This window comes from Paraburkholderia sp. BL25I1N1 (assembly GCF_003002025.1).
Taxonomy (GTDB): Bacteria; Pseudomonadota; Gammaproteobacteria; order Burkholderiales; family Burkholderiaceae; genus Paraburkholderia.
This window is the reverse complement of record NZ_PVZB01000009.1, coordinates 164,515-184,745: the sequence shown is the minus strand read 5'-3', so window position 1 is coordinate 184,745 and position 20,231 is coordinate 164,515. Positions and strand designations below refer to the sequence as shown.

Annotated in this window: 19 protein-coding genes; 12 read left to right on the top strand and 7 right to left on the bottom strand. The window is 63.5% G+C overall.

Going from position 1 to position 20,231, the window contains the following annotated elements; all coding sequences use genetic code 11:
• Positions 1–126: 126 nt before the first annotated feature.
• The gene (locus tag B0G73_RS15555; RefSeq protein WP_007179452.1) at positions 127–336 is read right to left on the bottom strand and encodes a twin transmembrane helix small protein; all 210 of its coding nucleotides are present in this window, start codon (positions 334–336) and stop codon (positions 127–129) included.
• Between the two features lie 111 nt (positions 337–447).
• Here B0G73_RS15555 and B0G73_RS15550 point away from each other — a divergent pair, with 111 nt between their 5' ends.
• The 5 genes from B0G73_RS15550 (at position 448) to B0G73_RS15530 (ending at position 4,560) form a co-directional block, all read left to right on the top strand.
• A complete protein-coding gene (locus B0G73_RS15550; RefSeq protein ID WP_106282183.1) occupies positions 448–1,164 on the top strand; it encodes an SURF1 family protein in 717 nt (238 codons plus the stop codon).
• Positions 1,165–1,231: 67 nt separating this feature from the next.
• Complete coding sequence (locus B0G73_RS15545; RefSeq protein WP_106282181.1) at positions 1,232–1,894, top strand: cytochrome C oxidase subunit I; 663 nt, start codon at positions 1,232–1,234, stop codon at positions 1,892–1,894.
• 22 nt (positions 1,895–1,916) lie between these two features.
• A complete protein-coding gene (locus tag B0G73_RS15540; protein WP_106282179.1) occupies positions 1,917–3,026 on the top strand; it encodes a heme A synthase in 1,110 nt (369 codons plus the stop codon).
• Between the two features lie 6 nt (positions 3,027–3,032).
• Positions 3,033–3,938 (top strand): heme o synthase, encoded by a 906-nt coding sequence (gene cyoE / locus B0G73_RS15535; RefSeq protein WP_007179448.1) that lies wholly within the window; start codon positions 3,033–3,035, stop codon positions 3,936–3,938.
• Between the two features lie 4 nt (positions 3,939–3,942).
• Positions 3,943–4,560 (top strand): SCO family protein, encoded by a 618-nt coding sequence (locus B0G73_RS15530; RefSeq protein WP_106282178.1) that lies wholly within the window; start codon positions 3,943–3,945, stop codon positions 4,558–4,560.
• 67 nt (positions 4,561–4,627) lie between these two features.
• Here the strand turns inward: B0G73_RS15530 and B0G73_RS15525 are convergent, their stop codons facing one another.
• Positions 4,628–4,918 carry a YciI family protein gene (locus B0G73_RS15525; RefSeq protein WP_106282176.1) on the bottom strand — a complete coding sequence of 97 codons (291 nt, stop codon included), beginning with the start codon at positions 4,916–4,918 and terminating at the stop codon, positions 4,628–4,630.
• 266 nt (positions 4,919–5,184) lie between these two features.
• Between B0G73_RS15525 and B0G73_RS15520 the strand changes: the two genes are divergently transcribed.
• Together B0G73_RS15520 and B0G73_RS15515 are read left to right on the top strand one after the other, a co-directional pair.
• Complete coding sequence (locus B0G73_RS15520; RefSeq protein WP_374957010.1) at positions 5,185–7,047, top strand: methyl-accepting chemotaxis protein; 1,863 nt, start codon at positions 5,185–5,187, stop codon at positions 7,045–7,047.
• Between the two features lie 249 nt (positions 7,048–7,296).
• The gene (locus B0G73_RS15515; RefSeq protein WP_106282172.1) at positions 7,297–8,109 is read left to right on the top strand and encodes a MetQ/NlpA family ABC transporter substrate-binding protein; all 813 of its coding nucleotides are present in this window, start codon (positions 7,297–7,299) and stop codon (positions 8,107–8,109) included.
• A gap of 13 nt (positions 8,110–8,122) precedes the next feature.
• Here the strand turns inward: B0G73_RS15515 and B0G73_RS15510 are convergent, their stop codons facing one another.
• Positions 8,123–9,049, bottom strand: a complete 927-nt coding sequence (locus B0G73_RS15510) for a helix-turn-helix domain-containing GNAT family N-acetyltransferase (protein WP_106282170.1) — start codon at positions 9,047–9,049, stop codon at positions 8,123–8,125.
• Positions 9,050–9,419: 370 nt separating this feature from the next.
• Here B0G73_RS15510 and B0G73_RS15505 point away from each other — a divergent pair, with 370 nt between their 5' ends.
• From B0G73_RS15505 to nagE, 5 genes are all read left to right on the top strand, one after another.
• The gene (locus B0G73_RS15505; protein ID WP_106282168.1) at positions 9,420–10,154 is read left to right on the top strand and encodes a GntR family transcriptional regulator; all 735 of its coding nucleotides are present in this window, start codon (positions 9,420–9,422) and stop codon (positions 10,152–10,154) included.
• Between the two features lie 101 nt (positions 10,155–10,255).
• Positions 10,256–11,359: an N-acetylglucosamine-6-phosphate deacetylase gene (gene nagA, locus B0G73_RS15500; RefSeq protein ID WP_106282166.1), complete on the top strand. Its 1,104-nt coding sequence runs from the start codon at positions 10,256–10,258 to the stop codon at positions 11,357–11,359.
• A complete protein-coding gene (locus B0G73_RS15495; protein WP_106282164.1) occupies positions 11,352–12,359 on the top strand; it encodes an SIS domain-containing protein in 1,008 nt (335 codons plus the stop codon). The genes nagA and B0G73_RS15495 overlap by 8 nt, the downstream gene beginning before the upstream one ends.
• Before the next feature lie 38 nt (positions 12,360–12,397).
• Complete coding sequence (gene ptsP / locus B0G73_RS15490; protein WP_181196558.1) at positions 12,398–14,962, top strand: phosphoenolpyruvate--protein phosphotransferase; 2,565 nt, start codon at positions 12,398–12,400, stop codon at positions 14,960–14,962.
• Between the two features lie 109 nt (positions 14,963–15,071).
• On the top strand, positions 15,072–16,847 hold the full coding sequence (nagE, locus tag B0G73_RS15485) for an N-acetylglucosamine-specific PTS transporter subunit IIBC (protein WP_106282159.1): 1,776 nt from the start codon (positions 15,072–15,074) through the stop codon (positions 16,845–16,847).
• A 132-nt stretch (positions 16,848–16,979) separates the two neighbouring features.
• Here nagE and cydX read toward each other — a convergent pair whose 3' ends face one another.
• From cydX to cydP, 4 genes are read right to left on the bottom strand one after another with little or no spacing between them, the layout of a single operon-like run.
• Positions 16,980–17,096: a cytochrome bd-I oxidase subunit CydX gene (gene cydX, locus B0G73_RS15480; RefSeq protein ID WP_106282157.1), complete on the bottom strand. Its 117-nt coding sequence runs from the start codon at positions 17,094–17,096 to the stop codon at positions 16,980–16,982.
• Between the two features lie 28 nt (positions 17,097–17,124).
• Entirely contained in the window at positions 17,125–18,261 is a 1,137-nt protein-coding gene (gene cydB, locus B0G73_RS15475; RefSeq protein WP_106282155.1) for a cytochrome d ubiquinol oxidase subunit II, read from the bottom strand.
• 35 nt (positions 18,262–18,296) lie between these two features.
• Entirely contained in the window at positions 18,297–19,889 is a 1,593-nt protein-coding gene (locus B0G73_RS15470) for a cytochrome ubiquinol oxidase subunit I (protein WP_106282153.1), read from the bottom strand.
• Positions 19,879–20,139: a cytochrome oxidase putative small subunit CydP gene (gene cydP / locus B0G73_RS15465; protein WP_106282151.1), complete on the bottom strand. Its 261-nt coding sequence runs from the start codon at positions 20,137–20,139 to the stop codon at positions 19,879–19,881. Before cydP ends, B0G73_RS15470 begins: the two co-directional genes overlap by 11 nt.
• Positions 20,140–20,231: the final 92 nt, after the last annotated feature.

The window sequence follows — 20,231 nt, the reverse complement described above, 5'->3', positions numbered from 1 at the left end:
CGAATTCTACGAGGCCGGCGTACGAGCAACAACGCAAGACAGCAGTACGTAAGACTTGAGCAGCGCCGCCCTCGACCCTGTCAGGGCGGCGTTTTGTTTGGCGGCGTGGAGATTTTTCCGCCGGGCTCAGCGCCCGTAAGGAATACCGGTCGACTGAATCCAACCCATCCAGTGAGCAAAGAGGATGAACAGGAACAGCGAGATCGACAGGCCCACCCGCGTGGCGAGCGACCAGACCATCCGCTTGGTTTTGCCCTTGTCATGCATCATGAAGTACAGCGCCGACACCATGCTGGCGATGATCAGGACGAAGGCGATGGGAACGAGAATGTGCATGGAACCAGCTGAAACCGGAAAGCGCAGAGGCAAGATGTTTATTATCGCACCGCGCGCCTGCGTTTGCCGGTTGTTCCCCGTTGCGCCGCACGCGGCTGACGAGCGTGCGCGATGAAGTTTCGCCTCGTTCCCGTGCTGCTGATTCTGCTGGTGATGGTGGTCACGGTGCGGCTGGGTTTCTGGCAGCGCGACCGCGCGCATCAAAAGGAAGCGCTCGAAGCGCAAATCACACAGTTCGAGAATGCGCCCGCGCAGCCGGTGAGCGGCGCGCCGGTTCAGTTGAAGGACATTGAGTTTCATCGCGTGAAGGCGCGTGGCAGTTTCGTCGCGGACAAGGTCGTCTACCTCGATAATCGTCCGTATAACGACCAGCCGGGCTTTTACGTTGTGATGCCTTTTAAACTGGCCGGCGGCGGTTACGTGCTGGTCAATCGTGGCTGGTTGCCGCGCAATATGAACAATCGCGAAACCATCGCGCCGTACATGACGCCGCAAGGCGAAATTGAAATCGAAGGCATTGCCCGTGCCGACGCTTCGCGCGCGTACGAGTTGGGGCACGGCGGCTCGGCTGAGCATCAACTGATCCGCCAGAATCTGGATGTCGCCGCGTACGCCGCGGAAACCGGCCTGCCGCTGCAATCGTTCGTGATTCAGCAGTTGAGCGACGATGGCGACAAGTTGGTGCGCGATTGGCCCGCGCCGACTGAAGGCGTCGAGCGCAACTACGGCTACATGTTCCAGTGGTGGGGCATGGCGGCCGCCGCGCTGGTCTTCGGCCTGTATGCCGCGCGCCGCGCCGCGAAGAAAGAGCACGCGCCGGGCGCGTAATGCAGCACATGCGGCTAGTGGCCCAGGTTCGAGCCGCAAGCCGCGCAATCATTGAAAGAGGTCCGTAGTGTCCACGCAATCTCCCCGTTCGCCGCAAGGCGGCAAACCCGCAGCACCCCGCGCCATGCCCGGCCAACCTAACGGCAAAGGCTCGTGGCAGCGTGGCCGCTGGATGCTGCTGCTGGTGGCGATCATCTGCGGCGCGCCGATAGCAGTGTCGTATTTCATGTACTACGTGATCAAGCCGACCGGCGGCACCTCGAGCTACGGCACGCTAGTCGAACCGCAACGCCCGATCCCCGATTCGCTGACGGTCACCGGCGAGGACGGCAAGCCCGTCAAGTTCGCCACGCTGCGCGGCCACTGGCTGATGATCTCGGTCGACAACAGTGCGTGCGACAAAGCGTGCGTCACCAAGCTCTACTTCATGCGACAAATCCGCGCAGCTCAGGGCCCGGAGCGCGAGCGCGTCGTGGAAGTGTGGCTGCGCACCGATGCAGGCAACGTGTCTGACGTGATACAAAAGGCGTATCCCGACACCGACATGATGATTGCCGATCCGGCGCAGGTGTCCGCATGGCTACCCACGGACAACGGCACCAAGGTCACCGAGCACATCTACCTGGTCGATCCGAACGGCAATCTGATGATGCGTTTCCCGAAAGATCCGAATCCCAGCAAGATCAAAGGCGACCTGACCAAGCTGCTCAAATGGTCACGCATCGGCTGATGCCGCAATATAGGTAAGAGAGATGTTCGTACTGCAACTGGCTTTGATCGGCTTGTGTATCGCGTTGTTGCCGCTGTCCTACGTATGGGTTAAGGCAGACGACAACAAATTCCGCAAGCTGGTCTGGCTCACCACCTTCCTCACGCTCGACCTGGTGATGTTCGGCGGCTTCACGCGGCTCACCGATTCCGGGCTCGGCTGTCCGGACTGGCCGGGCTGTTACGGCACCTCGTCGCCGTTTATCGCGCATGCGGCGATCACGGCCGCTCATCAGGCGATGCCCACCGGACCGGTCAGCATGACGAAGGCCTGGATCGAAATGATCCACCGTTACTTCGCAATGGCGATCGGCGTGCTGATCATCGCGCAGACCGTGATCGCGTGGACGGCGCGCGTCAAGCGGCGTCCACTGCATGTGTCACCGTGGTGGCCGACCTCGTTGCTGCTGCTGATTCTGGTGCAAGGCGCGTTCGGCGCCTGGACCGTGACGATGAAGCTGCAACCGATCATCGTGACCACGCACTTGCTGCTCGGCCTCGCGTTGCTGGGCACGCTCGGCTGGCTGGCCGCGCGGCAAACGCCGTTGCCTGCCTACGAGCCTGAAGCGGCGCGCTGGCGCGCGGCGGCGATCGCGGGTCTGGTGCTGCTGATCGCGCAAATCGCGTTGGGCGGCTGGGTCAGCACCAACTACGCGGTGCTCGCGTGCACGGATTTCCCGACCTGCAACGGCCAATGGGTCCCGCCGATGGACTTCACGCACGGCTTCCACCTGTGGCGCGCGCTCGGCATGACCGGCGACGGCGACATGATCACGCAGGATGCGCTGGTGGCGATTCATTGGACCCACCGCACATTCGCCATCGTCGTGGTCGCGTACCTGGTGTGGTTCGCGCTGAAACTGCGCCGTTTCGAGTCGCTGCGGCGCCCCGCCAACGGCGTGCTGCTGGTGGTGTTGATCCAGTTCATCACCGGGCTGTCGAACATCGTTCTGCAATGGCCGTTGCCCATTGCGGTCGCGCATAACGGCGGGGCTGCGATCCTGCTGCCTCTGCTCGTTATGTTAAACTTTCGAATCGCTTATAGCCGTCCCGGCCGCGCCGTGCTCCCTGCGCGCGATGCCGCGCCAGCGTGACTCCGCATGGACAGCACAACACTCTCCCAAACGCCCGGTAGCCGGGTCTCCCAGTACATCGCCCTGACGAAGCCGCGCGTCACGCAACTCGCCGTGTTCTGCGCCGTCATCGGCATGTTCCTGTCGACGCCAGGCATGGTGCCTTGGACTCCGCTGATCGGCGGCACCGTCGGCATCTGGTTGCTGGCCGGCGCGGCGTTCGCCATCAATTGCCTCGTCGAGCAGAAGATCGACGCCAAGATGCGCCGCACTTCGTGGCGGCCGTCCGCGCGCGGCGAAATTACCACCGCGCAGATTCTGCTGTTCTCGGCCGTGCTCGGCGGCCTCGGCATGTGGACGCTCTATACGTTCGCCAATCCGCTCACCATGTGGCTCACGCTGGCCACGTTCGTGGGCTATGCCGTCATCTACACGCTGCTGCTCAAGCCTGCCACGCCGCAGAATATCGTGATCGGCGGTGCCTCGGGCGCCATGCCGCCGGCGCTTGGCTGGGCCGCGGTCACCGGCCATGTGCCGGGCGACGCGTGGATCCTGGTGCTGATCATCTTCGTGTGGACGCCGCCGCATTTCTGGGCGCTCGCGCTGTATCGCCGCAAAGACTACGAAAACGCCGGCCTGCCGATGCTGCCGAACACGCACGGCGAGAAGTACACGCGCCTGCATATTCTGCTGTACACGGTGATCCTGTTCGCGGTCACCATGATGCCGTTCATCTCCGGCATGAGCGGCGTGGTGTATCTCGCGGCGGCCGTACTGCTGGGTGCCGTGTTCCTTGCCTATGCGTGGAAGATCTATCGCGAATACTCGGACGATCTGGCGCGCAAGACCTTCCGTTATTCGATCGTCTATCTCTCGCTGCTGTTCGCCGCGCTGCTGATCGACCACTATGCGCGCGTCCTGATCGGCGCGTAATACCATGCTCAATATCCGCTTCGCGCGCACGGCGCGTGCTGCTGTGATCGCTTGCGCGTTCGGTGCCGCGTTGCTGATAGCAGGCTGCGGCAAGCAGCCGCCGGCGTTCCAGAATCTCGACATCACCGGTAACACCCAGTTCGGCAGCGACTTCTCGCTACCCGATACGGCCGGCCATGTTCGCACTCTCGCGGACTACAAGGGCAAGGTGGTAGTGCTGTTCTTCGGCTACACACATTGCCCGGACGTTTGCCCGACCACCATGGCCGAACTCTCACAAGCGTTGCAGCAACTCGGCCCGGAAGACGCGAAGCGCGTGCAGGTATTGTTCGTCACCGTCGATCCGGACCGCGACACCCCGGCTCTGCTTGCGCAATACGTGCCCGCATTCAACCCGACGTTCGTCGGCTTGCGTCCGGCCGATCAGGCGCAGCTCACCAAGATCACGAAGGACTTCCGCGTCTACTACGCGAAGGTGCCGGGCAAGACGCCTGACAGCTACACGATGGACCACACGGCCGCGAGCTATGTGTTCGACACGGACGGCAAGCTGCGTCTGTTCGCGCGTGACGGCCAGGGCGCGACGCCGTGGGTGCACGACATCAAGCTGCTGCTCGACTGACGCAGGCAGCCGTAAGGGCGCGTGTCGTATCACGCGCCCGTTTTCAAATCTCCTCTCTTTCCAATGCTCAATCCGGAATCGGCAGATTCAATCCCGGCGCGAGCCGCGTCGCCTTGAATTCCGTCACCTCGTAGCGCGCGAGCTTCTGCTGCGCGAACGGGTCGCTAGCAAGAATCTCGTCCAGCTTCTCGCGCTCGACGCGCACCGCCAGAATGATGCCGCCGTTGCGCGGCACTTTCGGTCCGGCGGCGACGAACACGCCTGCCTCGAACTGTTGCGTCAGAAACGCGCGGTGCGCTTCCAGCGCGTCGTCGACGCGTTCGAGCGGTGCAGTGTAGATAAGGTCGATGACGTACATGGGCGTGGTTCTCTCAGCAAGGGAATGAGCCGCATCGCGCATGCGGCCGCAATCTCCAATTATCGTGCAGAGACCGATCCGATGCGCGCATTCAATCCGCACGCATGCCGCGCGTCGCGCCCGCCGGCTCCTCGCAGCGTCTCTCAAGTTGCCCGTTTGCCATGCCGTTATATCGATAGCAATCGTTTGCGCGCGATATGCAATCGCCCTCTTGCGACTGCGAACGGAACATGAATTACACGAGAGAGACCACAACAATGAGCAGGATGAGTTTGAATCGCAAACTGTGGCTGTCGCTCGCGCTCGTCTGGCTGGGGCTGCTGGGCGTCGGGCTGTGGAGCGCGGTCGAAACGCGCAGCACGATGCTGGCCGAGCGCAAGGCGGGCATGGTGAACCTGGTCGACGCCGCGCAAGGTATCGTGAACGGTTATTACGCGCTCGCGCAGAACGGCAAGCTGAGCGAGGCCGACGCACGGCGCGAAGCGCTCGCCCGTCTTGCGACCATGCGCTACGGCGAATCCGGCTACCTGTTCGTGATGGATTCGAAGCCCGTCGTGCTCATGCATCCCACGCTGCCGCAGATGACCGGCAAGCCGGTCGGCGACTTCAAGGATCCGGACGGCAAGCTCTTGTACGTGGCAATCGTCGACGCGGCCAAGGCAAGCGGCCGCGGTTTCGCGGAGTATCGCGGACGCTTGCCGCACAGCGAAACGGCGGTGCCGAAAATCAGCTACGTGGTGCGTTTCGCGCCGTGGGACTGGAACATCACGAGCGGCGTGTTCGTCAAGGACATCGATACGGTGTACTACGAGACGCTGCTCGGTCACCTGGCCGTGGTGCTGGTGATCGGCGCGATCATCTCGCTGGCGATGCTGCTGATCATCCGCAATGTGCGCGCGAGCCTCGGCGGCGAACCCGATCAGGCGGCGCGGCTCGCGGCGAGTATCGCGCAAGGCGACCTGACGCAGGTGGTCGCCGTTCGTCCACAGGACAGGACGAGCATGATGGCGGCCATGCATGACATGCAGAACCGCTTGCAGCAGACCATCGGCGAGATTCGTCGCTCGGCGGAATCCATTGCGTCGGCGACGCAGCAGATCGCGGCCGGCAACGGCGATCTGTCGCAGCGCACCGAGCAACAGGCGGCTTCGTTGCAGGAAACCGCGGCGAGCATGGAGGAACTCACCGCAACGGTCAAGCAGAACGCCGACAACGCGCGGCAAGCAAGCGGGCTCGCGCATAACGCGTCCGAAATCGCGACGCGCGGCAACGACGTGGTAAGCCGTGTGATCGGCACGATGAGCGAGATCAACGATAGCTCGCGGCAGATCGCGGACATCATCGGCGTGATCGAAGGTATCGCGTTTCAGACCAACATTCTTGCGTTGAACGCAGCCGTCGAAGCGGCGCGCGCCGGTGAGCAAGGCCGCGGTTTCGCGGTCGTCGCGGGCGAGGTGCGCAACCTCGCACAGCGCTCGGGGACGGCGGCCAAGGAGATCAAGCAGTTGATCGGCGCGTCGGTCGAACGCGTGCACAACGGCTCGACCCTGGTGCAGCAGGCCGGCGCGACGATGGGCGAGATTCTGCAAGCCGTGCGGCGTGTCACGGACATCATGGGCGAGATCGCGGCGGCATCCGAAGAGCAGAGCAGCGGCATTGCCCAGGTCGGCCGCGCCGTCACGCAAATGGACGAAGTGACGCAGCAGAACGCGGCGCTGGTCGAGCAGGCGGCGGCCGCGGCGGCTTCTTTGCAGGATCAGGCGGGGCGTTTGCGCGAGACAGTGAGCGCGTTTCGCGTGAATGGCGCAGAAGGGAGCGCGCCTGGTTCGGCGGTCGTCGCGGCGCGGAGAGTGACTGCGACGGTGGCGGCGGCAAGGGTCGCGGCGGCGCATGCAACCGCAACCGCAGCGCGCGAAATCGGCACGGTGTCGCACTCTGCGTCGGCATCGCCGCGTGCGGAGCCGAAATTGTCGGCACCCAACAGGACGTCCGCCACGTCGACCTCGACCCAAGCGTCGGCTTCCTCCGCGCATGTTACGAGCGCCAAGCCTGTCGCCGCGACCACGCCGCGCGCATCAACCGAGGCAGTAAAAGCCACCGCGCCAGACGACGACTGGACCACCTTCTGACTCCCCGCTGCATCGACCGCGCGCCTCTCACATGCACGCGGTCCCCACCGTCCAAGGCGCATAACCATATGCGATCGTGATATTTCCCATCTCGCCGGGACTATGAGACCATTTCAGGTCCAGTTGACGGCGCAGGGCCACACGCCATGTTGCCGCCGGCTTCCACCCGAATCTGACACCGATCAGAAATCGATGCGCCATTAATCGAGTCATCGATCAAGCCGTCGATTAGAAACAAGCGAGAATCACATGCAGCGCAGAAACATCCTCAAAGCCCTCTCGGCAGTCGTCGCCACTACGGCAATCTTCACCAGCTTCGGTGCGCACGCCGACGACAAAGTCATCAAGGTCGGCACCATCGGCGGCCCGGACGCGCAGATCTGGGAAGTCGTCACCAAGGTGGCGAAGCGCGAAGGCCTGAACGTGAAGGTCGTCGAATTCAACGACTACGTGCAGCCGAACGCCGCGCTCGACGCAGGCGACCTCGATGCGAACAGCTTCCAGCACCAGCCGTACCTCGATAGCCAGATCAAGCAGCGCGGCTACAAGATCGTCAACGCCGGCCTCACGTACATCTCGCCGCTCGGTATCTATTCGAAGAAGCTGAAGTCGCTGAAGGATCTACCGCAAGGCGCGAAGGTCGCGGTGCCGAACGATCCGTCGAACGAAAATCGCGCGCTGCTGTTGCTGCAAACGCAAGGCGTGATCAAGCTGAAGACCGGCGCGGGCACGAACGGCAATAACGCGACGCCGCTCGACGTCGCCGACAATCCGAAGAAGATCAAGCTGGTCGAACTCGACGCCGCGCAACTGCCGCGCTCGCTGTCGGACGTCGACGCCGCCGCGATCAACACGAACTTTGCGTTGGCCGCCGGCCTGCAACCGACCAAAGATGCGATCGCGCTCGAAGACGTGCATAGCCCGTACGCGAACCTGATCGCCGTGCGCACGCAAGATAAGGACAAGCCGTGGGTCAAGAAGCTGGTTGCCGCTTACCAGTCGGAAGACGTGCGCCAGTTCATCAAGACGCAGTTCAAAGGTTCGGTGGTGCCGTCGTTCTAAGCAGCGACGTTTGCTACAGGCCTAATTCCCATCGCTCGACCGTCAGGTCCTTGCCGAAACGGCGCTCAGCCACCGTGCCGGCAAGCCTGAACCCCGCGCGCTCGCACAGGCGGCGCGGTTGTTCGAGCGAGGCGGCCGTCGTCAGCGTGAGCTTCGTATAGCCCGCGCGCTTCGCAAAGCGCACGCATTCGTTCAGCAACTGCGTGCCGATCCCCAAACGCTGCACATCTGGCTCGACCCACAGGAGCCGCACGCCCGCCACCGTCGTCGATACGCCGACGATGCACACCGAGCCGACCACCATCCCGTCCTGATCGGCGACCCAGCACATCTCCCGCACCGGGTCGTTGCGTTGCGTGTAATCGGCGACGACCCGCGCGAGCAATCCCTCGAACGACGGATCCCAATCGTATTGCGCGGCGAACCATTGCGCCTGCCGATGCACGAGCCAGCCGCATTCGCCCGCACGCGGCTGACGGAGCACCACGAGTTCGTGACTGGGTTTGTCGCCGAGCAGCCGCTCGATGAGCTTCATCGCGGCGATCAACTGGTCCTGGGAGAGGGCCGTGAGGCCGGAAAGCACGATCGACACTTCTTCGATCGCCGCGCTGTCGAGCGGCGCATACGCGGCATGGCCGCTATCCGTGAGCGCGATCAGCGACTGGCGTGCATCCGTCTCGGACGGGCGGCGCGTGATCAGATCGCGTCGTTCGAAGCTCGTCAGCAAACGGCTGAGATAACCGCTGTCGAGACCGAGAGAACGCCCGAGCACCGAGGCCGTTTGCGCACATCCGCGGGACAGCTCGTGCAGTACGCGCACTTCGGTCAGTGAGAACGCGCTTTTTGCCAGATGCTCATGCAGCGCGCCAATGTGTCGGGTATAGAAGCGGTTGAAATGGCGGACGGCCTGAGCACGCCGCAGCGTCTCGGAATCTGTCAAATGCGGCTCCCAGGGGATTTTTATAGCTTGCTACTCAGCACTATATTGGAACGCACCCCTTTACAAAAGCCACGCCGACAAAGGCCTGACCGGCACTGGTATTAAAAAGGTATCGATCGTCTCGCGGATGTCAGCGCGCTGAAACCCTGTTTGAGCCGGTTAGCAGGCTTTCTGAAGCCCCATGCGGGTAAATCCTAGCTCCAAAAAACCCTCTCCGGCGCCTCCGCACGCCCCTCTAAGCCTTATTCAGCAAGGCTTTGCACCGGATCGTACCGGCATGGAACCAGTTGGTTGACTGGTATTATGTTGGTTATATAATGGGCTCTCATTTTTCGTAGGCCTACCTTTTCGCGAAGGCCGCCGGAGCCCCATGGAAACTCGCTGGTCCGCACTGATGCCTGACGCCCGCAACGTCACGCCGCTCTATTTGCAGCTCGCGCGCAATCTTGCAACCGCGATCCACTGCGGCGTGTGGTCGGCGGGTGAGGCGCTGCCCTCGGAGCGTACGCTCTCGGACGCGATCGGCGTGTCGCGCATCACGGCGCGCAAGGCGATCGAGTTGCTGGTCGAACAAGGTTTGATCCGGCGCGCTCGCGGCGCGGGCAGCTTCATCACACCGCGCGTCGAAGATCCGCTTTCGCGGCTCACGGGCTTCACGAAGAAGATGCAGCAACGCGGTTTCCGGCCGGATTCGGTGTGGCTCGAGCGCGATATCCGCGCCGCCAACCGTGACGAACTGGTGCACCTCGGGTTGTCGCCCGGCGCGGCGGTGACGAGTCTGCGGCGCCTGCGGCGCGCGGACGGCATCGTCATGGCGGTCGAGCATTCGGCGCTGCCGTCGGCGATCGTGCCCGATCCGCATGCCGTCGGCGATTCGCTTTACAGCTATCTCGAACAACGCGGTGCCGCCGTGGTGCGCGCGTTGCAGCACTTTCGCGCGGTCAATGCGTCGAGCGAGATCGCTTCGCTGATGGACATCGAACCGCGCTCGGCGCTGCTGGTCATTACCCGTATCGGCTATAGCGCCGATCAGCGCGCAATCGAGTTGACCGATACGTATTGCCGCGATGACTACTACGACTTCGTCGCTGAATTGCGCACCTGAGCTGACCGGCTGAGCCCGCGCGCGCAGCCTGCAACTTCGAGCGCGGCGCAGACAAAGCGCCATTCAGTCACACCCCGTATCACGCCTCACCAGAGAGACTCATGCTGACCGGAAACATACTCACCACCGATGGGTGGATTCACGGCACGCTCGAATACGAAAACGGCCGCATCACGGCGCTCACCGGCGAACGCGTCGATCCGTCGACCAACGACGCGCCGTACATCCTGCCCGGCTTCATCGATCTGCACGTGCATGGCGGCGGCGGCTCCGACGTAATGGAAGGCGGCAATGCGGTCGAAACCATCACGCGCACGCATGCGCGTTACGGCACGACGAGCCTGCTCGCCACCACCATGACCGCGCCGCGCGACGAGCTGATGGCCGTCGTCGCGGAACTGGGCAACAACGCGCGGATTCGCACGCCCGGCGGCGCGCGTGTGCTCGGCGTGCATCTGGAAGGGCCGTACATCAATCCCGGCAAGCTCGGCGCGCAACCGGACGCGGCGGTCTCGGCAGTCATGGACGAAGTGCTGAAGTATCTGTCCATCGCGCCGATTCGGGTGGTTACGCTGGCACCGGAAATTGCCGGCCATATGGAGATCATCTCCGAGATGGCGGCGCGCGGCGTGCGCGTGCAACTGGGCCACTCGCTCGGCACCTACGACGACGCCGTCGCCGCGCTCAAGCATGGCGCCTGCGGCTTCACGCATCTGTTCAACGCCATGTCACCGCTGCACCATCGCAATCCCGGCCTCGTCGGCGCGGCGCTCGCGCACGCCGAGTTCGCCGAAATCATTCCCGATCTGCTGCACGTCCATCCGGGGGCGATCCGCGCTGCGTTGCGCGCGATTCCGCGTCTCTATGTGGTCACGGACAGCACCTCGGCCACGGGCATGCCCGACGGTGAATACCGTCTCGGCAGCCAGCATGTGACGAAGTGCCTCGGCGGCGTGCGTCTCGCCGATGGCACGCTCGCCGGCAGCACCCTGACCATGGATCAGGCGCTGCGCAATCTTGTGTCGATCGGCTTGCCGATCGCCGATGTATCGAACCGTTTGTCGCGCTACGCCGCCGACTACCTGGGCATTGAAGACCGCGGCCGCATCGCGCGCGGTGCATGGGCCGATGTGGTCGTGTTCGACCGTGAACTGGCGTTGAGCGCGACTTACGTCGAAGGAGAAGCAATTGTCGAATATGCTTAAAGAGGCGCTGGCGTCCGCTGAAACGGTCGCCGCGCAACTCACGGATACCTCGCGCGTCGAGGCATTGGCGGCGAAGCTGGCACAGCAGCCGCGCCATGTCGCGCTGACAGTCGCGCGCGGCAGCTCGGATCACGCGGCGAGTTATTTCGCGAGCCTGACGATGAGCCGCCTGGGCGTGCCGGTGGCCTCGCTGCCGATGTCGGTCGCCACGCTGCAACAGGCGCCACTGCAAGTGCGCGACCAACTCGCGCTGGCGTTCTCGCAATCGGGCAAGAGCCCAGACCTCGTCGGCACGATGGAAGCGCTGCGCAAAGCCGGCGCGTTGACCGTCGCCGCCGTGAACGTGTCGGGCTCACCCCTGGCCGACGCGTGTGAATTCGAGTTGCCGCTCGTCGCCGGTCCGGAATTGAGCGTCGCGGCTACCAAGAGCTATATCGCGATGCTGTCGATCTCCGCGCAGCTCGTCGCGCATTGGCAGAAGGACGCCGAACTGCTGGCCGCGTTGAAGACGCTGCCCGAAGCGCTGCGTGCCGCGGGTGAACTCGACTGGTCGGCGGCCGTGGAGGAATTGCGCGGCGTCGAGCGCATGATCGTGATCGGCCGCGGACTGGGTCTTGCCATCGCGCAGGAAGCCGCGTTGAAGCTGAAGGAAACCTCCGGCATTCAGGCCGAGGCGTTTTCGAGCGCGGAAGTGCGTCACGGTCCGATGGAGCTGATCGATCGCGACTATCCGCTGCTGGTCTTCGCACCGCGTGGGCCCGAGCAGGCCGGCTTGCTGCAACTCGCGCGCGACATGAAGGCGCGCGGTGCGCGTGTGCTGCTCGCGGCGTCGGCCGACGTGCCCGAAGCCACGCTGCCGCTCGCCACCACCGCTCATGCGGCGCTCGATCCGATCGCCGCGATCCTGTCCTTTTACGTGATGGCCGCCGGCCTTGCCGCCGCGCGCGGACGCAATCCCGATGCGCCGCGCCATCTCAACAAAGTCACCGAAACTCACTGACGAGAAATCAGATGCGACGTGTCGAGGAGTCCCGCTTGATGAGCCATTCTGAAGGCCATATTGTTTTGCTCGCGCCCATGACCGGTCCGGTCGTGCCGCTCGCGAATGTGCCCGACCCTGTGTTTTCGGGCGGCATGTTCGGTGACGGGATCGGCGTCGATCCGCTCGAAGGCCGACTCGTCGCGCCGTGCGACGGTACGGTCACCCATCTGGCGCGCACCGGTCACGCTGTGACGCTGGCCACTGCCGAAGGCGCCGAGATTCTGCTGCATATCGGTATCGATACGGTCGAACTGAACGGCAAGGGTTTCGCGCCGATGGTCGCTCAAGGCGCTCAAGTGCGCGCCGGCGACGTGCTGATCGAGTTCGATCAGGATCAGGTCGCGCTGAATGCGCCGAGCCTCGTGTCGGTGATCGCGATTGCCAATTCGGATGCGTTCGAGATCGTCGAACGTGTGCAGGGCGGCTTGCTGAAGGCGGGTGAAACGCCGCTGCTGGTGCTGCGCGCGCGCGACGGCGCGGCGGCCGAAGCATCGCGTCAACTGAGTGCCACGAACGTGACGGAAGAAGCGCGTCAGCAAGTCACGCTGATCCACGCAGGCGGTCTGCATGCGCGTCCGGCGGCGCGTGCGCGTGAAGCGGCACGTGGATTCGATGCACGCGTCGAAGTGCGTTACGAAGGGCGTAAAGCGGCGATCGAAAGCGTGGTCGGTTTGCTTGGCCTCGGCGCTGGAGAAGGCGCGACCATCGAGTTGCTCGGCGTCGGTCCGCAAGCTGCGGCTGCTGTGGCTGCGATTGCAAACGAACTGACGCGCGAAGCGCACGGCGAAATCGAAGAAAAACCGGCGCGCCAAAGCTCGCCTGCGCCGCAAGCTGTTGCTCGACCGGCGGGCGAGACCCTTGCACCGAATACGCTCGCCGGCGTCTGCGCGGCGCCGGGCGTCGCGGTCGGCAAGCTGGTGCGTTGGGACGACGCGGACATCGATCCGCCCGAAAAGGCGACCGGCACGTCCGCAGCGGAAAGCCGTTTGCTCGACAAGGCGATTGCCACCGTCGATGCGGACCTCGACACGACGGTGCGTGACGCCTCGCAGCGCGGCGCGGTTGGCGAAGCGGGTATTTTCTCCGTGCATCGCGTGCTGCTCGAAGATCCCACGCTGCTCGACGCGGCGCGCGATCTGATCAGCCTCGGCAAAAGCGCTGGCTTTGCGTGGCGCGAAGCGATCCGCGCACAGATAGCGATCCTGACGAATATCGAAGACGCGTTGCTCGCGGAACGTGCCGCCGATCTGCGCGACATCGAGAAGCGCGTGCTGCGCGCGCTGGGTTACACGAACGCCGCGGCGCGCACGCTGCCGGAAGAAGCCGTGCTCGCGGCTGAAGAGTTCACGCCGTCCGATCTGTCGACGCTGGATCGTACGCGTGTCACCGCCTTGGTGATGGCACGCGGCGGCGCGACCTCGCATGCCGCGATTCTCGCGCGTCAGGCGGGCATTCCCGCGCTGGTCGCAGTCGGCGACGCGCTGCATGCGATTCCCGAAGGCACGCAAGTGGTGGTGAACGCCACGACTGGCCGCCTCGAATTCGCACCGACCGAACTCGATGTGGAACGCGCGCGTCTGGAGCGCACGCGTTTGGCCGATGTCCGCGAAACAAACCGCCGCACCTCGCAGCAAGCGGCAGTCACGGCCGATGGCCGCGCGATCGAAGTCGCCGCGAACATCGCCACGCTCGACGACGCGAAAACCGCCGTCGAAAACGGCGCCGATTCCGTTGGCCTGTTGCGCACTGAACTGCTGTTCATTCACCGCGCGGCCGCGCCGACCACGGACGAACATCGTCAGAGCTACCAGGCAATTGTCGATGCATTGAGCGGCCGCACCGCGATCATCCGTACGCTGGATGTCGGCGCGGACAAGGAAGTCGACTATCTGACGCTGCCGCCCGAACCGAATCCCGCGCTCGGCTTGCGCGGCATCCGCCTTGCGCAAGTGCGCCCGGATCTACTTGACGATCAATTGCGCGGCCTGCTGGCGGTGCAGCCGCTCGGCGCCGTGCGCATCCTGTTGCCGATGGTGACCGACGTCGGCGAATTGATCCGCATCCGCAAGCGTATCGATGAATTCGCGCGCGAGTTGGGCCGCACGGAACCGATCGAAGTCGGCGTGATGATCGAAGTGCCGTCGGCGGCGTTGCTGGCCGATCAACTGTCGCAACACGCGGATTTCCTCTCGATCGGCACCAACGATCTGACGCAATACACGCTCGCCATGGACCGTTGTCAGGCCGACCTCGCCGCCCAGGCGGACGGCTTGCATCCGGCCGTGCTGCGGTTGATCGCAGCCACCGTGCAAGGCGCGAACAAGCACGGCAAATGGGTCGGCGTGTGCGGCGCATTGGCGGGCGATCCGCTTGCCGCGCCGCTGCTCATCGGCCTCGGCGTGACCGAACTTTCGGTGGATCCGGTCTCGGTGCCGGGCATCAAGGCGCGGGTGCGCAACCTCGATTATCAGCTGTGCCGTCAACGCGCCCAGGATGCCCTGGCGCTCGAATCGGCGCAGGCGGTAAGAGCAGCAAGCCGCGAAACCTGGCCTTTGGACTGAACCCCACACGGTCCGCAGCCAGCTTCGCTCAATCATCACTCATAGCTACAAAACTCAAGACGCCGTTCAAGAACGGCGTTCAACAAAGAGACAAGGATTGGAGGTATCAATGGATGGGAATCCGTTTATGAAGATTCAGCGCCTGGGACGCGCGCTGATGCTGCCGATTGCGGTGCTGCCGGTTGCCGGCCTGCTGCTGCGCCTCGGCCAACCCGATGTGTTCAACATCAAGATGATCGCCGACGCCGGCGGCGCGATCTTCGACAACCTGCCGCTGCTGTTCGCAATCGGCGTGGCGGTCGGTTTCGCGAAAGACAACAACGGCGTGGCGGGCCTGGCGGGCGCGATCGGTTATCTGATCGAAGTCGCGGTGATGAAGGACATCAACGACAAGCTCAACATGGGCGTGTTGTCCGGGATCGTGGCGGGTATCGTCGCGGGCTTGCTGTACAACAGGTACAAAGACATCAAGCTGCCCGATTACCTCGCGTTCTTCGGAGGGAAACGCTTCGTGCCGATTGTCACGGGGGTGGTCTGTCTCGTGCTCGGCATAGCGTTCGGCTACGTGTGGCAACCGGTGCAAGCCGTGATCGATACGGCGGGCCACTGGCTGACTACCGCGGGCGCACTCGGCGCGTTCGTGTTCGGCGTGCTGAACCGCCTGCTGCTGGTCACGGGTTTGCATCACATCCTCAATTCGCTGACGTGGTTCGTGTTCGGCACGTTCACGCCGCCGGGCGGCGCCGCGGTGACGGGCGACCTGCATCGCTTCTTCGCGGGCGATCCGACTGCGGGCACCTTCATGACGGGCTTCTTCCCGGTCATGATGTTCGGCCTGCCGGCTGCGTGTCTCGCGATGTTCCATGAAGCACCGAAGGAGCGTCGCGCGGTTGTGGGCGGTTTGCTGTTCTCGATGGCACTGACCTCGTTCCTGACGGGCGTGACCGAACCGATCGAATTCAGCTTCATGTTCCTCGCACCGGTGCTGTACGTGATTCACGCGCTGTTGACGGGCCTCTCGCTCGCCATCTGTTCGGCGCTCGGCATTCACCTCGGCTTCACGTTCTCCGCCGGCGCAATCGACTACGTGTTGAACTACGGTCTGTCGACTCGCGGCTGGTGGGCGATTCCGATCGGCCTCGTCTACATGGTGGTGTATTACGGTCTGTTCCGTTTCTTCATCCGTAAGTTCAACATGGCGACGCCGGGCCGCGAACCCGCCGCTGCCGACGAACAGGTCGACTCGTTTGCCGCGGGTGGCTTCGTATCGCCGGTCGCCGGTGCGGCTGTGCCGCGTGCGCAGCGTTATATCGCTGCGTTGGGCGGCGCGTCGAATCTGTCGGTGGTGGATGCTTGCACGACGCGTCTGCGTCTGTCGGTGGTCGATTCGAACAAGGTCTCCGAAAGCGAGCTGAAGACGATCGGCGCGCGTGGCGTGCTCAAGCGCGGCTCGACCAACGTGCAGGTGATCATCGGACCGGAAGCGGACATCATCGCGGATGAAATCCGTACGGTGATCGCGCAGGGTGGTGGTGAGGCGGTTAAGCCGGTGGCTGCTACTGTGGCGCAAGCTGTGGCGGCTGCGCCGGTTGGGGCTTCGGGTGCGCAAGGCAGCGGCCCGCTCGATCCCGATCCGCTGCGCTGGCTCGCCGTGTTCGGCGGCGCGGGCAACGTGGTGTCACTGGATGCGGTCGCGGCGACGCGTTTGCGTATCGTCGTGCGCGATCCGTCGGCGGTCGATCGTCAACGTCTGGCGACGCTCGATACGGCATGGGTTTCTGCGGACACGTTCCATATCGTCGTCGGCGATGCGGCGCAACGCTACGCTGAAAAGCTTTCGGCTCGCACGACGCAAAGCGGCGGTGCAACGCCTTTGCCGGCATGACGCATTGCTAGACGAAGGAGCGGCTCGCGCCGCTTCGCATTCGCTTAAGCTGCGATAAAAAAAGCGGGACCTTGAATCATTCAAGGTCCCGCTTTCCCGTTTACCGGCCCATCTCAGCCGGCATATGCCGCCTTAGCGTCTCTTCTGCGCACTCGTTGCCGCCGACTGGCGCGACTCCAGCCACATCACGTTGATGACGCCGAACGCCAACGCCACGCCGATCCCGAGAATCCAACTGAAATACCACATCGCAAACTCCTGTTAAGCGTCTTGCCGGTCAATACATCGTATGGTGATTTTCTTCGAGCGCGGCGGCGGTCACCTTGCCGCGCATCACGCGATACACCCAGCTCGTGTAGATCAGGATGATCGGCAGGAAAATGATCACGGCGATCAGCATGATCTGCAGCGTCATGCGGCTCGAAGTCGAATCCCACACGGTGAGGCTGCTGCGGCCGTCGAGCGAGGAGGGCATGATGAACGGAAACATCGAGAAGCCCGCCGTCAGGATTACGCCGATGATCATCAGCGAGGTCGACAGAAAGGCGCTCTTCTCGAAGCGCGAGCGCGCGAGCAGCGTGGCCAGCACGCCGCCTGCGAGACCGGCCACCGGCGCGGCCACCATCCACGGATAGTTCGCGTAGTTGGTGAGCCACAGTCCGGGTGCGCCGATCACGTTCTTCGTCAACGGATTGGCGACCGTGTCGAGCGGCGGGGCGTCGATCACCTGGTAACCGCCGATCATCGTGGCGATCAGCGCACCGGCAATCAGGAACAGCACCACGGTCGCGAATGAGGCAATTCGAAGCGCCAGCGAAGCGCGCTCGGCGACAATGTCGTCCGCTTTCATCTTGACGAAGGCGGCGCCGTGCGCGGCCAGCATCGATACGCTGACGAGGCCGCACAACACCGCGAACGGGTTGAGCAATTCGAAGAAGCCGCCGTGATAGGTAACGCGCAAGTCGGTATCGAACGAGAACGGCACGCCTTGCAGCAGGTTGCCGAACGCGACGCCGAACACCAGTGCCGGTACGAAGCCGCCGACGAACAACGCCCAGTCCCACGCCGTACGCCAGCGCGGATCTTCACGTTTGCTGCGATAGTCGAAGCCGACCGGCCGGAAGAACAGCGCGAACAGCACCAGCAGCATGGCGAAATAGAAGCCGGAGAACGACGCCGCGTACACCAGCGGCCACGCGGCGAACATCGCGCCGCCCGCCGTGATGAGCCAGACCTGATTGCCTTCCCACGTCGCGCCCACCGTGTTCACGACGATGCGCCGCTCGGCGTCGGTCTTGCCGATGAATGGCAGCAAAATCGCCGCTCCCATGTCGAAGCCGTCGGTGAGCGCGAAGCCGATCAGCAACACGCCGATCAGCACCCACCAGATCAGTTTGAGGGTTGCGTAATCCATGATGATCTTTTCCCTTGAAACTCAGTGGCGGCGAATCAGGCGGCCGTGTTGGTCGGCAGCGGCTGATTCAGCGGCTGTTGTTCGTGGTGATAGCGGCCCGTATGCAGCGACGAAGGACCGAGCCGCGCGTACTTGAACATCAGCATGATTTCGATGATGAACAGCACCGTGTAGAACACCACGAAGCCCGCGATACTCAGATACAGGTCATTCGGCGTCAGGCTCGAGGCCGACAGGTTGGTCGGCAGAATGCCCGCGATGGTCCACGGCTGACGGCCCACTTCAGCGACGATCCAACCGAACTCCGCCGCGAGCCAGGGCAGCGGAATTGCCCATACGGCCCAGCGCAGGAACCAGCGGCGCTTCTCCAGCAACAGCGAGCGCTGCGCGCAGAACCAGAACGCCAGCACGAAGGTGGCGAGGAACAGAATGCCCAGGCCCACCATCAGCCGGAACGAGAAGAACACGGGTGCTACAGGCGGGATCGTTTTCTTCGCGGCCTGGGCGATCTGATCCGGCGTGGCGTCGGTGACGTTCGCGGTGAACTGTTTGAGCATCAGACCGTAGCCGAGATCCTGCTTGTGCGCGTCGAAGGCGGCTTTGGCTTCGTCGGTAACGTCGCCTTGTTTCAGCTTCTGCAGGGCGGCGTAGGCCAGCATGCCGTTCTTGATGCGCACCTCGTTGCGCGCCATCAAGTCCTTCAGGCCCACCACGGGTTCATCGAGCGAACGGGTAGCGATCAGGCCGAGCGCGTACGGAATCCTGATAGCGTAATCGGTGCGCTCTTCCTTCTGATTCGGAATCCCAATGATCGTGAAGGGAGCCGGTGCGGGTGCGGTTTCCCATTCGGATTCGATCGCGGCCAGTTTGACCTGTTGAACTTCGCCGGTGCGGTAGCCGGATTCGTCGCCGAGCACGATCACACATAACGTGGATGCCAAACCGAAGCCGGCGGCAATCGCGAACGAGCGCAACGCGAATTCGGTGTCGCGGCGCTTGAGCAGATACCACGACGACACGCCGAGCACGAACATCGAAGCGGTCACGTATCCCGCCGACACGGTATGCACGAACTTGACCTGTGCGACCGGGTTGAACAGCACGGAGAAGATGCTGTCGAGCTCCATGCGCATGGTCTGGTAGTTGAAGGTCGCGCCGACCGGATTGTTCATCCAGCCATTGGCCACCAGAATCCACAGCGCCGACAGGTTCGAGCCGAGCGCGACGAGAAACGTGACGAACACATGCTGGACCTTCGAGAGCCGCTTCCAGCCAAAGAAGAACAGCCCGACGAAGGTCGACTCGAGAAAGAACGCCATCAGGCCTTCGACCGCGAGCGGCACGCCGAAAATGTCGCCGACATAGTGCGAGTAGTACGACCAGTTGGTGCCGAACTGAAATTCCAGCGTGAGACCGGTGGTCACGCCCATCGCAAAGTTGATGCCGAACAGCTTGCCCCAGAACTGGGTCATGTCTTTGTAGATCTGCTTGCCGGTCATCACATAGACCGACTCCATGATGACAAGCAGCCAGGACAGGCCGAGCGTGAGCGGGACGAACAGAAAGTGGTAAAGCGCGGTGATGGCGAACTGGAGGCGCGACAGTTCTACGACTTCGCTAACGGGCATGTGGATCACCTTGGGACGGATGCGAGGCAGGCACGGACAGCAGCGCCTGCGCGACTTGCTCAGGCGGCAGCGACATGTGCTCCGCCTGCGGATGATTGAAGAACGTGTACTTGAGCGCCATCAGCAGTACGAATTTGATGGCGAGGACGATGGCGATATCCCGCGCCAACGTCGGACCGCGCACCCAGCCATGGAACCGTTGGCGCAGGCTCCGGCGGCGGGTGGTGCTGCGATTGAGGGCTGTGGTCATGATCGGTAGAAGGCAACTTCACACCGGCGAATCCGGCTGGCGCCAGACCGCGTCAGCGGTCGGGCGAGTGCATCCCGATTCTAGGAGTAGAA

Bases quoted from the DNA above. Each gene is read 5' to 3' on its own strand.
- B0G73_RS15555 (WP_007179452.1), bottom strand. From the start codon at position 336: ATGCACATTCTCGTTCCCATCGCCTTCGTCCTGATCATCGCCAGCATG.
- B0G73_RS15550 (WP_106282183.1), top strand. From the start codon at position 448: ATGAAGTTTCGCCTCGTTCCCGTGCTGCTGATTCTGCTGGTGATGGTG.
- B0G73_RS15540 (WP_106282179.1), top strand. From the start codon at position 1,917: ATGTTCGTACTGCAACTGGCTTTGATCGGCTTGTGTATCGCGTTGTTG.
- cyoE (WP_007179448.1), top strand. From the start codon at position 3,033: ATGGACAGCACAACACTCTCCCAAACGCCCGGTAGCCGGGTCTCCCAG.
- B0G73_RS15530 (WP_106282178.1), top strand. From the start codon at position 3,943: ATGCTCAATATCCGCTTCGCGCGCACGGCGCGTGCTGCTGTGATCGCT.
- B0G73_RS15525 (WP_106282176.1), bottom strand. From the start codon at position 4,918: ATGTACGTCATCGACCTTATCTACACTGCACCGCTCGAACGCGTCGAC.
- B0G73_RS15520 (WP_374957010.1), top strand. From the start codon at position 5,185: ATGAGTTTGAATCGCAAACTGTGGCTGTCGCTCGCGCTCGTCTGGCTG.
- B0G73_RS15515 (WP_106282172.1), top strand. From the start codon at position 7,297: ATGCAGCGCAGAAACATCCTCAAAGCCCTCTCGGCAGTCGTCGCCACT.
- B0G73_RS15505 (WP_106282168.1), top strand. From the start codon at position 9,420: ATGGAAACTCGCTGGTCCGCACTGATGCCTGACGCCCGCAACGTCACG.
- nagA (WP_106282166.1), top strand. From the start codon at position 10,256: ATGCTGACCGGAAACATACTCACCACCGATGGGTGGATTCACGGCACG.
- B0G73_RS15495 (WP_106282164.1), top strand. From the start codon at position 11,352: ATGCTTAAAGAGGCGCTGGCGTCCGCTGAAACGGTCGCCGCGCAACTC.
- ptsP (WP_181196558.1), top strand. From the start codon at position 12,398: ATGAGCCATTCTGAAGGCCATATTGTTTTGCTCGCGCCCATGACCGGT.
- nagE (WP_106282159.1), top strand. From the start codon at position 15,072: ATGGATGGGAATCCGTTTATGAAGATTCAGCGCCTGGGACGCGCGCTG.
- cydX (WP_106282157.1), bottom strand. From the start codon at position 17,096: ATGTGGTATTTCAGTTGGATTCTCGGGATCGGCGTGGCGTTGGCGTTC.
- cydB (WP_106282155.1), bottom strand. From the start codon at position 18,261: ATGGATTACGCAACCCTCAAACTGATCTGGTGGGTGCTGATCGGCGTG.
- B0G73_RS15470 (WP_106282153.1), bottom strand. From the start codon at position 19,889: ATGCCCGTTAGCGAAGTCGTAGAACTGTCGCGCCTCCAGTTCGCCATC.
- cydP (WP_106282151.1), bottom strand. From the start codon at position 20,139: ATGACCACAGCCCTCAATCGCAGCACCACCCGCCGCCGGAGCCTGCGC.